Genomic DNA, 15,996 nt, shown 5'->3' with positions numbered 1-15,996 from the left:
AGAATGAGACCATGGCGCGAGCCGAGGACAGCGAGATCAGCGAAGTGACACCTCAGGGTCAGTCGACCACAAAGGTCATCCGCGCGGCTGTGGTCGGTACCGTCGTCGAATACTACGACTTCGGCATCTACGGATACATGGCGACGACCATTGCGGCACTGTTCTTCGTGTCGCACGACCCGAACGCTGCGCTCCTCGGCACGTTCGCGGCATTTGCCGTCGCATTCTTCCTACGTGTTCCCGGTGGCATCTTCTTCGGCCACATCGGTGACAAGTACGGGCGAAAGAACGCCTTGTCGTGGACCATTCTGCTGATGGTGCTGGCCACCGCAGGCATGGGTCTACTGCCGACCTACGCCACGTTGGGCGTCTGGGCGACTTCGATTTTGGTGCTCGCTCGCTGCCTCCAGGGCTTTGCCGCGGGTGGCGAACTCGGTGGCGCCAACGCTTTCGTATCCGAATCTGCACCGGCCCGCTGGCGTGCCACGCAGACCTCGATGGTCAATACCGGAACCTACCTGGGTTCGTTGGCAGCATCACTGATGGCGTTGGGCCTGACCTCGGCCTTCACCCACGAGCAGATCCTGGAATGGGCCTGGCGCATTCCGTTCCTGCTCAGCCTCCTGATCGGTGGCATCGGTATCTGGATCCGTAGCCAGATGGAAGACACCCCGCAGTTCACAGAGCTCCAGGACAAGGGCGAGACGAAGAAGCTCCCCATCAGGGAACTGCTCAGCACCTCCGGCGGCAGCGTCGTCAAGATCATTCTGCTCGGCGCACTCATCACCGGCGGCTACTACATCGCATCCGTCTACGCGGCTACTTACCTCCAGACCACCGGCGGTCACTCCTCGCGAGTCGCATTCCTTTCGACTTCTCTCGCACTGGTACTCGGCGTCATTACGCTGCCCACCTCCGGATACCTGGCCGACAAGTACGGACGACGTCCGGTGTTGTTCGCCGGTAGCGCCGCAGCAGTACTGCTCGGAGTCCCGATGTTCATGATGATGGCCGGCGGAAGCGTCTGGCAGGCCGTCGTCGGGCAGTCAGTTCTGTTCATCTGTGTCTCGGTCGTGAACGGTGCCTCGTACGTGACGTACGTGGAAATGCTGAAAGCCTCTGTGCGATACAGCGGTCTGGCACTCGGCAACAATGTCACCAACATGTTCCTCGGCGGCACTGCACCTTTCATCGCGACGTACCTCATCAGCCTGACCGGGAATTCGCTCGCCCCGGCTGGTTACTTCGTATTCTGCGCCGTGATCACCTTCGTCACCGTGTTCTTCATCAAGGAAACCAAGGGCATCGCTCTGCAGGTCGACTGATCACACCGATTCCAGGACAGGAGATTTCACTGTGACCTTCGCCGACAAGCAAGCGATCACCGAAGTTCTGTACCGGTATGCCCGAGCGGTCGATCGAAAGGACTTCGAGAGCGTCGCCCTCTGCTACTTCGACGACGCGATCGACAATCACGGTGGCTACATCGGAACCGTCGACGGCCTGATCGAAGATATGAAGATCCGGCACAAGACGATCGACTCGTCGATGCATGTCATTTCGAACATCTTGATCGACGTCAATGGTGATGTCGCGCAAGCGGAGTCGTACTGCCTGTGTTACCTGCGTCAAGAACGCTCGGGCACGAACACCGCGCAGACACTTGCCACGATCAAGTGTCGTTACGTCGACCGGTTCGAGCGACGACACGGGGAATGGCGAATTGCCGATCGCATCGTGGTTTTCGACGAATCGCGTGAAGAGTTGGTCGAGAACGTGCTCCCGCAGAACTGGGTGACATCACGCCGATCCTTCGAGGACCCGGTGTACACGCAGGTCCCCTGAGTCGCGACGCGACTGCGCGCACTTTTGGTAGCGTGAACTACCAAAAGTGCGCACAGGGGCGAAGCCCCTAGCTGAACACCAACTCACCCTCGTCGACGCCGACAGTAATGCTGCCGCCTTCTTCGAGGAGATCGTCGAGCAGCATGTCGGCGATCTTGTCGTCGACTACCCGCTGGATCGAACGACGCAACGGACGCGCTCCGAACTCCGGCTGATGACCATGTTCGGCGATCCAATCCACGGCGTCAGCCGTGAACTCGATCTCGATACCCTTGGACTGCAACCGCTTACGGCTGTCGTCGAGCAGCAAGTCCGCGATCCGGTGCAACTGCTCGGTATCGAGCTTGCGGAAGATCACGATCTCGTCGATTCGATTCAGGAACTCCGGCCGCATCGATTCACGCAGCCGCGCCATCACACGATCACGCAATGGCTTTTCAGCCGATTCAGCGTCGCCGGTAATGAAGCCGAGCCCACCGGACTTGCTCGAGATGATGTCCGAGCCGAGGTTACTGGTCATGATCACTACGGCATTCTTGAAGTCCACCGTGCGACCCTGACCGTCGGTCAGACGGCCGTCGTCGAGCACCTGAAGCAAGGTGTTGAACACGTCCGGGTGCGCCTTCTCGATCTCGTCGAGCAGGATCACCGAGTACGGGTTACGACGCACTTGTTCCGTGAGCTGTCCGGCTTCGCCGTATCCGACGTATCCGGGAGGTGCACCGACCAACCTGCTGACCGTGTGCCTTTCGCCGAATTCACTCATGTCGAACCGCAGCATCTTGTTCTCGTCGCCGAAGAGTGTGGCAGCCAAAGCTTTTGCGAGCTCTGTCTTACCGACACCAGTCGGACCCAGGAACAAGAAACTACCCACCGGACGATTCGGGTCACTCATGCCGGTGCGGCTACGACGCACTGCCCGCGCAATCGCGCGAACAGCATCGTCCTGTCCGACGACACGACCGTGCAGTTCCTCTTCCAGACGGCGCAGGCGATCTTTCTCTGCCTGAGTCATCTGGCTTGCCGGGATACCCGTTGCGCGGGCGACAACTTCGGCGATCTGCTCGGCAGTCACGTCAGGTGTCTCTTCGGCCGGAGCCGCACTTCCCGCCTTGTCGAGGCGCTGCGTCACGATGTTGATCTCGTCACGCAAAGTGGAGGCCTTCTCGTACAACTCGTCGGCGACGGCTTTCTCCTTGTCGGCTTCGAGCTGCTCGAGACGCTGCTGCAGCGCTGCGGTATCGACGGTCGCGGTCTTCAACCGCAATCGCGCGCCCGCCTGGTCGATGAGGTCAATTGCCTTGTCCGGCAAGAACCGATCACCGATGTAGCGAGCGGACAGTTCAACCGCAGCGGTGATCGCCTCGTCGGTGTAGTGCACCTTGTGGTGATCCTCGTAGCGACTGCGCAAACCACTCAAGATCGCGATCGCATCCTCGATCGACGGCTCCCCCACCTGAACAGGCTGGAAGCGTCGCTCGAGTGCGGGATCCTTCTCGATGTGCTTGCGGTATTCGTCGAGCGTGGTGGCACCGACAATGTGCAGTTCACCGCGAGCGAGCTTGGGCTTGAGGATGTTTCCGGCATCCATTGCACCTTCGGCGCCGCCGCCGGCACCGGCGATGGTGTGCATCTCGTCGATGAAGACGATCAGTTCGTCTTTATGCGCCGTGATCTCGTCGATGACCTTGGTGAGTCGTTCTTCGAAATCACCGCGGTAGCGAGTACCCGAGACCATGTTGGAGAGCTCGAGTTGAACAATCCTCTTGCCTACCAGGGAATCCGGCACTTCACCGTCGACAATGCGCTGAGCCAAGCCTTCGACGATCGCAGTCTTACCGACACCCGCCTCGCCTACCAGAACAGGGTTGTTCTTGGTACGACGCGAGAGGATCTCGATAGTCTGCTCGATCTCGTCGGCGCGGCCGATCACCGGATCGACACCACCGTTGCGTGCGCGGTCGGTGAGGTCCACGCCGAACTTGTCGAGCATCGGCGTAGTGGACTCCTCTGCTTCTGCAGGAACATCCGGGTTACGAACGGCATTCTGCAGCTTCTCCGGCGTAACGCCGCCAGAAGCGAGCAGACGACCGGGCGCGTGATCGAGATCGCCGGCGAGTGCAATGAAGAGGTGTTCCGGATCGATGTACGTCGATCCGAGGGCGCGGGCCAGTTGATGCGCCTCGAGTAAAGCAGTTTTGACGGCACTACTGAGCGCGGGTGCGGTGAATCCGACCTGCTCACGGCCTTGTGGGAGCCGCAAATCGACGGCGTCGACTACGGCTTTCGGGTCAGCCCCGGCGCGCTGCATGAGCGTGCGGACCGGGTCCTGCTCCGCCATGACGCGGAGAACGTGCAGTGCATCGAGATCCGAATCACCGCGAGCAGATGCTGTGCGTGCAGCTTCAGCCATGAGTTGCTGGGTGGCCCTGCTCATGAGCCGGGAAATATCGATACGACCGGGACCCTCCGGCCCGAAGAATGCTGGCATTCCGAAGCCTCCTTGCAGAAAGTTGAGCGTTACTCACTCAAGTAACATGCCCGAGGCGTAATCAATTCCCGCGAGCTCGGACTACTTTCAGCAATGGAGGTCAGCCGGCTATTCCCTGCCTGTTCACCATCGTCATTCGACGACGATCCGCGCCCCGACTGTGTGAACGACCTGCACGTCGGGATTCCACGGAATTAGCGCGTCGACGGATTTCTCGAGCTCGTCCAATGGCGGCAATGTCTCAGGTCCGAGCACCGCTACGGTGGCGGTACTGCCCTGCCACGTGACAGCGGTGACCTCTGCTCCGGGAGTGCCGTCGAGCCACTGTTCGGCTGCGGTCCCGATCTGCGTCGCCCACAACGACGACAGGGAATTGCCGACCATCGGAATTGCAACCACGATCAACAGGGCAGTCAGCAAGGAGTATGCCCGGCGGTGCGATGTCTTCGATATCCCGGCATCGCGTGTGTACCCGGCGACGACGAACACGGCTGTCCCAGTAATGATCATGGCGACGACATTCGAGGCGAACAGCACAAACGCGCCCATAGCCAGAGTCGGAGCCCCGGATACCAGGCACACACCTACCACCGCCAGTGGAGGAACCAACGAAATGGCGATGGCGACGCCGGGAAGTACGTCGCCGACGTCTTTGCGCGCAACAGCGATAGCACCGACCAAACCGGTCGCCAGGGCGGCGGTCAAATCCATCAACGTCGGCGAGGTGCGTCCGAGCACTTGCGAATTGGTCAGAACGTTGGTCGGATTCGGCAGTACCTGCGCAAACACAATGCCCAATACGACGACGACGCAGATGCCACCGGCGACGTACAGCAAGCTCCGACCGACCAAAGCGCCGCGGCCGGTGGTGATGCCCAGACCCACGCCGAGGATGGGCGTCGACAAGGGTGCGACGATCATCGCGCCGATCACGGTGGCGGTGGAATCGCTCACGACGCCGGCCACGGCGATCACCGCCGACAACGTCAGCATCACCCAGAAGGCGGAGCGTTTGGCCTCACTGTCCCCGACCGAAAGGTCGAGTCGTTCGTCGAGTTGCGCCAAGGTCCGTCGCTGCTCGTCGGGGATCACCCCACGCATCACGCCTCCTCCCGAAGACTCCTCAGACCGTCGGATACAGGATCGAAAACCTTTACTGCAGAATGCAGTTCAACTAGCACTGCCGAACGCCGGAGGCGCCGGACGAACGGGATAAGCAGCAACGTCCATGGTCACCGTGCCTGCGCACGTACCACTGTCGATCGTGGTGGTCCACGAGCCTGTCAGCGTGCCATCACTTTGCGGTGTGTAGTACGCGAACGAGTGTGCCGGCGCCCACTCCTTTGGTACGCCCTCACCCATATAGCAGTCCCATTCCCAGTCATAGGGATGAACCCAGCGCGTCCCGTCCCACGTGTATGTCGCGGGCTGGGGCAGGGTTGGGTTGGCGGGCGGCGGCCCGCCGATCACGGTGGCAACACAGGGACTGTCAGAACAATCCGTCTTGAATGTGTACGTGTCGGAGAAGTCAGGTTCCCACTGACTCGCCGCCAGACTCGTACCGTGTTTCGACGCGGCGAAGCGTTTGAGTGAGTAATCGCCGGACCAGGACGGCTGCGCCGCTCCCGCCGGCACAATCCCGGCGACCAAACCGACAGCCATGAGCGCAATCAGCAGTGCTTTTCTCATAAAAAAGTGAATCACGTGGACCGCCCGGTATTCGAAGAATCGCTCAATCGCCCCAGACGGCCCACGTAACGGGCTCGCTCAGCCGCCGACGTACGCCGCGAGATGCTTTCCGGTGAGAGTGGAACCGTCGGCAACGAGGTCGGCTGGTGTTCCCTCGAAGACGATTTTTCCGCCGTCATGGCCGGCGCCGGGGCCTAGGTCGATGATCCAGTCGGCGTGCGCCATGACTGCCTGATGATGCTCGATGACGATGACAGACTTACCGGAGTCGACAAGTTTGTCGAGCAGGCCGAGAAGCTGTTCGACGTCTGCAAGGTGGAGACCTGTCGTCGGCTCGTCAAGGACGTAGACGCCACCCTTCTCACCGAGGTGGGTAGCCAACTTGATTCGCTGCCGCTCGCCGCCGGACAGTGTCGTGAGCGGCTGGCCGATGCGGAGGTAGCCCAGCCCGACGTCGACGAGTCGAACCAGAATTTTGTGAGCCGGCAACAGCTTTGCGTCGCCGTCGCCGAAGAACTCCTCGGCCTCGGCCACCGACATCGCGAGCACCTCGCTGATGTCCTTCCCACCGAACTTGTACTCCAAAACGTCGGCCTGGAATCGCTTGCCTTCGCACTCCTCGCAGATGGTCGCGACGCCGGCCATCATTGCCAAGTCACTGTAGATAACGCCGTTGCCGTTGCACGTCGGGCAAGCGCCCTCAGAGTTGGCGCTGAACAGCGCGGGCTTCACCGTATTGGCCTTCGCGAATGCCTTACGAATCGGGTCGAGCAATCCGGTGTACGTCGCGGGGTTACTGCGCCGCGAGCCCCTGATCGCACCCTGATCGATGGCAACCACACCATCGCGTTTCGACAGCGAACCGTGGATCAGCGAGCTCTTACCCGACCCCGCCACACCGGTCACCACGACCAAAACACCAAGTGGCACATCGACATCGACGTTCTGCAAGTTGTGTGACGTAGCGCCGCGAATCTCCATCGCGCCGTTGGATTCACGCACGCTTTCCTTGATCACAGCCCGGTCGTCGAAATGTCGGCCGGTAATGGTGTCGCTGGCCCGCAGCCCTTCGACACTCCCCTCGAAACAGACTGTGCCACCGCCACTACCGGCACCGGGGCCAAGATCAACGATGTGGTCGGCAATCACAATCGTCTCCGGCTTGTGCTCGACGACGAGCACTGTGTTGCCCTTGTCGCGTAGACGCAGCAGTAGATCATTCATCCGTTGGATGTCGTGGGGATGCAGACCGGTAGTGGGCTCGTCGAAGACATAGGTGATGTCCGTGAGCGAGGATCCGAGATGTCGAATCATCTTGGTGCGCTGCGCTTCACCACCCGACAGTGTCCCGGAAGGCCGGTCCAGACTCAGGTATCCCAACCCGATTTCCACGAAGGAATTGAGAGTATCCGAGAGCGTCTCCAACAACGGAGCCACCGAGGGTTCCTTCACGCCGGCGACCCACACGGCGAGGTCGCTGATCTGCATCGCACAGGCGTCGGCAATGCTGATGCCCTTGATCTTCGACGACCGGGCCGCCTCGCTGAGCCGGGTGCCGTCGCACTCCGGGCAGGTTGCGAAGGTGATTGCCCGCTCCACGAATGCCCGGATATGCGGCTGCATCGCATCTACGTCCTTGGACAGGAACGACTTCTGAATCTGCGGTATCAGACCCGTATATGTCAGGTTGATTCCTTCGACCTTGATCTTGGTCGGCTCCTTGTAGAGGAGGTCGTTCAGTTCCCTCTTGGTGTACTTCTTGATCGGCTTGTCGGGATCGAAGAAGCCGCAGCCGCGGTAGATACGGCCGTACCAGCCGTCCATGCTGTAGCCGGGAATGGTGAGCGCGTTCTCGTTGAGCGACTTGCTGTCGTCGTACAGCGCCGTCAGGTCGAAATCGCTGACCGAACCACGGCCCTCACATCGCGGACACATACCGCCGGTGATGCTGAAGCTCCGACGCTCCTTGGTCTCACGGCCGGCGCGCTCGATGGTGATCGCACCGGCGCCGGAGGCCGACGCGACATTGAAAGAGAACGCCTGAGACGAGCCGATATGAGGCTTTCCGAGTCGACTGAACAGGATGCGAAGCATCGCGTTGGCATCGGTAGCGGTTCCGACCGTCGAACGGGGGTCGACGCCCATACGCTGCTGGTCGACGATGATCGCCGTCGTCAGCCCGTCGAGAACATCGACGTCGGGTCGAGCCAACGTCGGCATGAAGCCCTGGACAAACGCGCTGTACGTCTCGTTGATCATCCGCTGCGACTCCGCGGCGATCGTACTGAACACCAGTGAACTCTTTCCCGAACCCGAAACTCCGGTGAACACTGTCAACCGTCGCTTCGGGATTTCGACACTGATGTCCTGAAGGTTGTTCACTCGCGCGCCCTGCACGCGGATGAGGTCGTGACTGTCGGCAAGATGCTGCGTGGTCGACGCATCCACCTTCCCTCGCTTGGCTGTGCTCGTGGCAGTCCGCGCGGCAGTGCTCACTCTTGTCTCCATCTGTCAGTCGTGTCCGTCTATACAAATACTTAGCCGTGACGGCTGGATAGCTCAGCGTAATTCTCGGATGCAGTCACGATAGTTGCGATTCGGGCGTCGGCGCTTCTCGATTCCTGATCGGTCTTGTCACCTGTTTCGAGACGCACGACGGCAATCCCACAGTCGTTTGTGCAGCATCCCGCCGATAGACGCTGGGAGGAACTCCCACCAACTCCGTGAAACGACTACTGAAGGTACCGAGCGAGCTGCAGCCGACCTCGAAACAGACCTCCGTGACGCTGAGGTCGCCGCGACGCAGCAACGCCATCGCGCGCTCGATGCGCCGCGTCATCAGATAGGCGTACGGAGGCTCTCCGTAGGCGAGCCGGAATTGGCGACTGAGATGCCCGGCCGACATATTCACCCCGCGCGCGAGCGCCTCGACATCCAAAGGCTTCGCATACTCCCGGTCGATCCGGTCGCGAACGCGGCGTAGGAGCGCGAGGTCAAGCAGTCGCTGCGCTTCGGCGGTTGTGCTGGTCACCTGATCGATCGTGCCACGTCTCAATCGCGTTGTGCACCCGAAGCCAATCGTTTCCAGAGCTTCTCGAGTGGCGTCGAAACCAGGAGCAACAGCAACGGGTAGTAAGTCGTGGCGGGAATCAGCACGCTGATCAGCAGCGCCACAACGAGGATCAACGTCGTGACGGTCGTCGCTGCAACGCTTGACGACGCATCGCCTTCACTCAACTCCGGCTTCCGATCCAGGCCCCAAGCCATCACCGCGAGACATCCCGCGCTGACCGCCATCGTCCCGATATACAGCGCCCTCGTTGTCGTCTCCACGGATGCCGTAGCCACCAAAGCTGTGGGAAACGGCAGGAAGACGATTGTCAGCGCCCAGAGCGCCAAGCTCCGAACCACGGCTGCGTCGCCGTCGATCACGAAGCGAAGTAACCGATGCTGAGACCACCAAAACCGAAAGATGACCAGAAAACTGAGTCCGAAGGCATAGAACTGAGCCGCATGCTCCCGAAGTAGTTCCGCTGTCGTACCGTCGTGATCGCTGGTCAATTCGACCAGCGGAAGCACCAGCAGGGTGATCGCGATTGCCGCAATTGCATCGATGAAGGTGACGTACCGTTCGAAGTAACGTGTCCGTTCTGCAGTCTCTGCCATCGCGGAAGCATAAGCGCCACAAACGAAACCCGCCGGTCTCTGACTACTTCTCGACATTTACGACATTCGATAACGCCGTCACCAGATCCGCGGGTTCGTCGACGTACAAACTGACTCTGTCGACGGATCCACTGCGGCGATAGCGCGGAATCATCGACGGTAATCCAGCGGGAATCGGTTGTTTCAGAACAACATCGATGTTGGTACCGTCCAAGTTCGGCAGCACCAGTCGACCACCTTCCAACGCTGGTACCGTCTCACCGTATCGGCGACTACAGCGGGCCGACGCAATGAGTGTGCGATCGATCGAGATGACAACCTTGCCCGATTGCCGCAGCACAAAACGAGAATCGGTCACAAAGTGCGGGTGCACACGATGAACGGCGAGGTAACCGAACAACGCCAGTAGCGACCACACCGATACCACTGCGAAAATCGCACTGAGCCACATCCACGGAATCAGGAGATGCAGAACTGCAATTTCGACGACGGTGGCAATACCGAAAGCTACGGGGAGAACCAGTGATCCACCGCTGGCCCGAATGGGGACACCGCCGGGCTCGACGCCTTTGTCTCGTCCACGCACCCAGAACCACAACGACTGGTAGGCAAGGAGTTCCGCCCGAATCGGCCGCCAGAACGGAGAATCGCCGAGCACCTCAGATACCGAGACGGCAGCTCCCAGTCCACGACGGCGACACTCCACATACGCTGTCACGAACCCGAGGAGGACAAACAACGCCAACGGGGCTTCGACAACGAGAAAGAGCAGTACCGCCTGCCCCGCCGTGAGAATGCCAGTCACGAAGAATGCCCCGTTGACAAGGAAGACCAGAGCGGTTACCAGTTGCATTCTTCGATGAAAAGCTTTGGCGCTCAGAAGTTTCATTCAAGATCTCCCGTCACAGTCATTCTCGCTAGTAGAGCGCGTTGAACTCGCAGTACCACCTCGCGTTGCGCCGGATCGGGAATTACATCTTCCAGCAAGACCGGCATCTGTGATCCGAAGCCAGCAGTATCGGCCTCCAGGTCTGAAATCGCCTGTTCATCGAATTGGTCGAGAAGTCTCCGCGAGAGTCCTTCGATTTCTTCCTCGGCCGAATCTACTTCACGCCCTTCCAAATTCGACCAATCGGACAGGAGCGCAAGATAAATCGGTCGCGCTTTGTCGTCCGCAATTGCCGACGCGTAGGACAACAGAAATTCCTCGGGAAGGTTGCCGGTCATTGCCAGCACTTCGAGGAGGTCTCGTTCACGTTCGAGCGCAACGCGAACCGCAGTCGACTGGGCAGTGTCGATTGCATGCGTGAGAGCACGAGCGACCCCTGCGGGCAACGCGGAAATGGGTCGGCCGTTCTCCGCATCGGCGAGCATCGCAGTGAGCCCGCCGTGGCGGCGCGCCAACTTCGCCTGTTCGGCTTCCACCGACCCGATCAATGCACGAAGGTCGGCAACGGTGTCGCTCATACCTTCGTCCGACTCATCGGCGGAAAACAGCGCCGCTATCGAGCCCAGCGGCACTCCGCGCTCAGCCAGCCACCGGATTCGGACCAGGCGTACGACGTCGTCCATTGTGTACTCGCGGTACCCGTTCGCACGTCGATCCGCTTCTCGCAGTAGCCCGAGTCGGTGGTAGTGCCGCACGGTTCTCGGTGTGGTCTGTGCAGCATCGGCAAGCTGACCTATACGCATGCCCACAGTCTGAACCATGACGCTGCGTCAAGGTCAAGAATGACTTCGAACAGAGCTGTGCCCCAGCGAAGATAGCCGCTGGGGCACAGTCGTTCCTTACATCGAACTAGGCGGTGATACCGAGTTCACGCAGACGCTCCTTGTACAGCTCGATGTTTCCGAGCTTGACGTCCTCGTACCCGCGAACCATGTCCGGCAGCCCTGCGATTTCCACTGCACGGGCGTACCCGTCGGCAGTAAGTGTGCTGGACAGGTCACCGATCAGGCCCTCGTACTGAGCCAGTAGTTCACGCTCAATCTTGCGAACATGCATGTAGCCGAAGGGATCGAGCTTGGTGCCGCGAAGCTTCTTGCCCTTTGCCAGAACCTTCAGTGCCACATGCGACTTGGGTCCAAGACCGATCTTCTTCTTGCGTCCCATCACCTTGAGAATCGGCGGGTGGAGCTTGTAGGTCAGGTTCTCCCCGGCCGGCACCTGCGACTTGACGTCCTCGATGAAAGCAGGGTCGACCAGCATCCGAGCAACTTCGTACTCGTCCTTGTATGCAGTGAACTTGAACAGACCGCGGGCAACAGCCTCACTGAAGTCGGTTCGCTCGGTTGCTGCGCGCTCAGCGGTCCAGACGGCTTGAACCTGGTCGATGTAGCGCTTCGCAACCTTGGCGGACTGGAACTCGATCAACTGTGCTGCACGCAGTTCCACCAATCGAAGTGTTTCGCCCGTGAGGCTCGTACCGGCGAATACATGTGCCGGTACGACAACCGGTGCCCGAACGGACTTGGCCGGCGTGATGACGGCTTCGAATGCAGCGGGGTCGGCGATTGCGACGCGGCCCCAGCGGAACGCTGCGATATTCGACTCCACCGCAACACCATTGATTCCGATTGCTTCTTCGATCGACTCGGCCGGCAGACGGAGTCCACCGCTCTGGTAGGCCGCGCCGATCAACAGGAAGTTGGCAGCAGCGGTGTTACCGAACAACTCTTGCGCCGCGGCCAATGCGTCGAAGGAACGCAGGGTCCGCGATACCTTGTCCAGGCGAGCCAGTAGGGATGCCTCTTCGGGGTAGCGAACAGCCTTGTCGTACACCATGTCGCCGGTAGGAGTCTGCGACGTCGACGCGATGGAGATGGTCGATTCGTGGTTTCCGTATTCGAGGTTCTTGTTGTCCGTCGCAGTCAGTAGATCGAACGCAACGATGCAGTTGGCACTGCCCGGAGTGAGGCGGTTGGACGGCTCGAGCGCTCCATCACTGAAACGTAGATGGGAGACAACGGGTCCGGCCTTCTGACTCAGCCCGATCTGGTCCAAACTTTCGACCTCGAGCCCCGCGCGCAGTGCCGCCGTTGCCAATACCTGGTTGACAGTCACGATACCCGTGCCACCGATACCCGCAAGAAACACGTTCTGCGTGGCCGTGAGCGGACCGAACTCCGGGTCGAGGACAACAGGTGGCTGCGGACGAACTGCCTTGGGCGCCTTCGTGCCGGGGACCAACTCCACGGTCACGAAAGACGGGCAATCGCCGTCGAGGCACGTGTAGTCGGTGTTGCAGGACGTCTGATCGATCTTCGTCTTGCGACCGAATTCCGTGTCCACCGGCTGAACCGACAGGCAGTTGGACTTGACGCCGCAGTCGCCACAGCCTTCACACACTGCTTCGTTGATGACAACTCGAGTGTTGCGCGTAGGCAAAGTGCCGCGCTTACGCTGACGCCGCGCGTCAGCCGCACAGTGCTGGTCGTAGATCAGAACCGTGACGCCCTTGATCTCGCGGAGTTCCTTCTGCGCCTCGTCGAGACGATCACGATGCCAGAGCTTGGCGCCCTTGGCCAAAGCCCGCTTGCTGTGCCGCGCAGGATCGTCGGCGCAGATGATGATCTGTTTAACACCCTCGGTGGTCAGCTTGTGGGTGAGCTGCGCAACGGAGAGGGCGCCTTCCGCATCCTGCGCGCCGGTCATTGCCACTACCTCGTTGTAGAGCAACTTGTAGGTGATGTTCACACCGGCAGCGATGCACGCCTGCACCGCCAATTGGCCCGAGTGGAAGAAGGTTCCGTCGCCGACATTCTGAAAAAGGTGCGGTACGTCGGTGAACGGGGCCTGACCGATCCACTGGCTACCCTCGCCGCCCATCTGGGTCAGCCCGGTGACTGCACTGTCCTCACGTCCGGACATCGTAACCAAGGTATGGCAACCGATTCCGCCGCCGCCGATGGAACCCTCAGGGATCGCGGTGGATCGGTTGTGAGGGCACCCGCTGCAGAAGTACGCGGTTCGCTTGGCGGAGAGGACATTCAGTGACAACGGAGCGGGAAGGGTGCGCTTGAGTTCGACATGCGGCTTCAGCACCCGGCGCAGCGGGGCCAGCAGCCGGCCGGCGGTAAGTTCGCCGCTGGCAGGCATGAGAAGGCGACCTTGACCATCGCGCTTGCCGACAATTCGGGGAGCGTCGTCGACGCCGTAAAGGATTTCGCGGATCTGCGCCTCGACGAACGCAGTTTTGTCTTCGACCACGATGATCTGTTCGAGTCCGGCTGCGAACTCGCGCACTGTGTCTCCGACGACCGGGTACGGCATGCCGATACGGAATAAGCGAATTCCGGCGCGGTGCAAAGCTTCGTCGTCGACGCCCAGGTCTGCGAGAGCCTGACGCACGGAATCGAATGTGGTTCCGGTGGCCGCGATACCGATCTTGGCACCGGAGGGATCAACCTCGATGACATCGAGGTTGTTGGCGGCGCCGTACGCATGAACCAGATCCCAACGCGGGCCGTACAAATCGGCTTCGGCGATCACACTGTCTGGCGGAGCTGCCATCTGACGCTGCTTGTACACAAACGGCTTGCCCTCGAACTGAACCTCGGGGACCACGATGTCGAAGTCTGCGATGCTGCCGTCCACCGTCCAGGCTCCGTCTGCGACGTCGGCGACAATCTTCAGGGCCACAACACAACCCGAAACACGGGAGAGCGCAACTGCGTGCATGCCCATCGTGATGATCTCTTCGGCATTTCGGGGAAACAGAACCGGAACTCCCATTGCAGCAAGAGAGCGTTCACTCACTGCGGGAACCGTCGACGACTTGGATGCCGGGTCGTCACCGACCAGCAGCACTACTCCGCCTTTGGGGTTGACGCCGTACATGTTTGCGTGGCGGATGGCGTCGGTCGCGCGGTCGACACCTGGCCCCTTGCCGTACCAAATTCCTGTGACACCGTCATGTGTTGCTGTGCCCACCGGTAGATCGGTCTGACTTCCCCATACCGCAGTCGCAGCGAGTTCCTCGTTGAATCCGGGAACAAACGTGATGTCGTGTTCCGCCAGCACCTTGGGCATTCCGTGAAGCATCTTGTCGACGCCACCCAACGGACTGCCCTGATATCCGGAGACGAAGGTAGCGATGCGCTTACCCGCACGGATGTCGCGGACGTGCTGTTCGACAAACCCGCGTGCAATCGCCTGAACACCGGTGAGCAACACCGGGCCCGATCCCGACCGGTACCGATCGTCGAGGTCGTAGGGCTTGGCTTGGGCTACGCCCGACACCAGTTCAGTCATCGTGACCACCGTTCCCATCTGAAGTGCACCCGAACACACCACATATTTCGATCTGTTCAGATGATCGTTATCCAGGTATGAAAAAGCGTCAACAGTGAGGGCTAGAACTATTCATTTCGCTCATCTGTGAGCTGGATCACCTCGCTTAGTTCATCGAATCTGTCAGTTGGAGACGCATTCGTGGCCACAACGAAAATCGATCCTGAATTCGCCTTGACCTTGACGCAACGTCAACTTACATACTGAACTCAGAACACACGACAAGAAAGGAATGCAGCAAAGTGAACGAATGGTCCATCCAAGAACTCGCGAAGGCTGCGGGAACCACGAGCCGAACCCTTCGCCACTACGGCGAACGCGGACTTCTCGAACCCAGCCGAACCGGCACAAATGGGTACCGCTTCTACAACGAGCATGCACTGATCCGCCTGCAACGGATCCTGCTTCTGCGAGAACTCGGACTGGGACTACCGGCCATCGCGGAAATCCTTGCCGGCGAAAGAGATACGACAAGCGCGCTGCGCACTCATCTGGACCTGCTCGAGCAAGAGAGATCTCGCATCGACCGCCAGATCGAATCCGTGACAACGACATTGAAAAAGACACAGGGAGGTCAGGCACTCATGCCCGAGGAAATTTTCGACGGTTTCGACAACAACCAATACAAGGACGAGGTGATCGAACGCTGGGGAAAGGACGCGTACAGCCGCGGCGACACATGGTGGCGCTCGATGACCGAGCAAGACAAGAAATCGCACCACAGCGCACAGCAAGACATCGCCGCAGCCTTCGGCGACGCCACCGCCCGGGGGCTCGGACCCACCGACCCCATCGTTCAAGAGATCACGCAACGCCAATTCGACTGGATCAAAATCGGTTGGCAGGGAAGAACACCGCGCGCCGACGCGCTCATCGGGCTAGGCCGGATGTATGTCGAGGATCCACGGTTCAGAGCGAACTACGACGCTCACGGCGGCGGGACAGCGGAGTTGATCCGCGATGCGATGGAGGTCTACGCCGAGAACCACCTACGCTGAAACTTCCCGACCAA

Annotated in this window: 12 protein-coding genes; 3 read left to right on the top strand and 9 right to left on the bottom strand. The window is 60.2% G+C overall.

Annotated features, from left to right (window positions below):
- Positions 1-11 precede the first annotated feature (11 nt).
- Entirely contained in the window at positions 12-1,325 is a 1,314-nt protein-coding gene (locus MTX36_RS06500) for an MFS transporter (RefSeq protein WP_243618892.1), read from the top strand.
- A gap of 31 nt (positions 1,326-1,356) precedes the next feature.
- Positions 1,357-1,845 (top strand): nuclear transport factor 2 family protein, encoded by a 489-nt coding sequence (locus tag MTX36_RS06495; RefSeq protein WP_243618891.1) that lies wholly within the window; start codon positions 1,357-1,359, stop codon positions 1,843-1,845.
- A gap of 67 nt (positions 1,846-1,912) precedes the next feature.
- Here MTX36_RS06495 and MTX36_RS06490 read toward each other — a convergent pair whose 3' ends face one another.
- From MTX36_RS06490 to MTX36_RS06450, 9 genes are all read right to left on the bottom strand, one after another.
- Entirely contained in the window at positions 1,913-4,336 is a 2,424-nt protein-coding gene (locus MTX36_RS06490) for an ATP-dependent Clp protease ATP-binding subunit (RefSeq protein ID WP_243618889.1), read from the bottom strand.
- A 132-nt stretch (positions 4,337-4,468) separates the two neighbouring features.
- Positions 4,469-5,437, bottom strand: a complete 969-nt coding sequence (locus MTX36_RS06485) for a TIGR00341 family protein (protein ID WP_243618888.1) — start codon at positions 5,435-5,437, stop codon at positions 4,469-4,471.
- Between the two features lie 69 nt (positions 5,438-5,506).
- Positions 5,507-6,025: a hypothetical protein gene (locus MTX36_RS06480; protein ID WP_243618886.1), complete on the bottom strand. Its 519-nt coding sequence runs from the start codon at positions 6,023-6,025 to the stop codon at positions 5,507-5,509.
- Between the two features lie 78 nt (positions 6,026-6,103).
- Positions 6,104-8,521: an ATP-binding cassette domain-containing protein gene (locus tag MTX36_RS06475; protein ID WP_374230434.1), complete on the bottom strand. Its 2,418-nt coding sequence runs from the start codon at positions 8,519-8,521 to the stop codon at positions 6,104-6,106.
- Positions 8,522-8,606: 85 nt separating this feature from the next.
- Positions 8,607-9,056, bottom strand: a complete 450-nt coding sequence (locus MTX36_RS06470; RefSeq protein WP_243618884.1) for a helix-turn-helix transcriptional regulator — start codon at positions 9,054-9,056, stop codon at positions 8,607-8,609.
- A gap of 20 nt (positions 9,057-9,076) precedes the next feature.
- Positions 9,077-9,691 carry a TMEM175 family protein gene (locus MTX36_RS06465; protein ID WP_094271302.1) on the bottom strand — a complete coding sequence of 205 codons (615 nt, stop codon included), beginning with the start codon at positions 9,689-9,691 and terminating at the stop codon, positions 9,077-9,079.
- 43 nt (positions 9,692-9,734) lie between these two features.
- Positions 9,735-10,580, bottom strand: coding sequence for a hypothetical protein (locus MTX36_RS06460; RefSeq protein WP_243618882.1), 846 nt, complete (start codon positions 10,578-10,580; stop codon positions 9,735-9,737).
- Positions 10,577-11,383: a MerR family transcriptional regulator gene (locus tag MTX36_RS06455; protein WP_243618881.1), complete on the bottom strand. Its 807-nt coding sequence runs from the start codon at positions 11,381-11,383 to the stop codon at positions 10,577-10,579. Before MTX36_RS06455 ends, MTX36_RS06460 begins: the two co-directional genes overlap by 4 nt.
- Positions 11,384-11,489: 106 nt before the next feature.
- A complete protein-coding gene (locus tag MTX36_RS06450) occupies positions 11,490-14,945 on the bottom strand; it encodes an indolepyruvate ferredoxin oxidoreductase family protein (RefSeq protein WP_243618879.1) in 3,456 nt (1,151 codons plus the stop codon).
- A 281-nt stretch (positions 14,946-15,226) separates the two neighbouring features.
- On the opposite strand from MTX36_RS06450, the gene MTX36_RS06445 reads away from it, so the two are divergent.
- Positions 15,227-15,982, top strand: coding sequence for a TipAS antibiotic-recognition domain-containing protein (locus MTX36_RS06445; protein WP_243618878.1), 756 nt, complete (start codon positions 15,227-15,229; stop codon positions 15,980-15,982).
- Positions 15,983-15,996: the final 14 nt, after the last annotated feature.

This window comes from Rhodococcus sp. ARC_M6 (assembly GCF_022810305.1).
Taxonomy (GTDB): domain Bacteria; phylum Actinomycetota; class Actinomycetes; order Mycobacteriales; family Mycobacteriaceae; genus Rhodococcus_F.
Note: the sequence above shows the minus strand (reverse complement) of the source record. Positions and strands in the feature narration are given on the sequence as shown.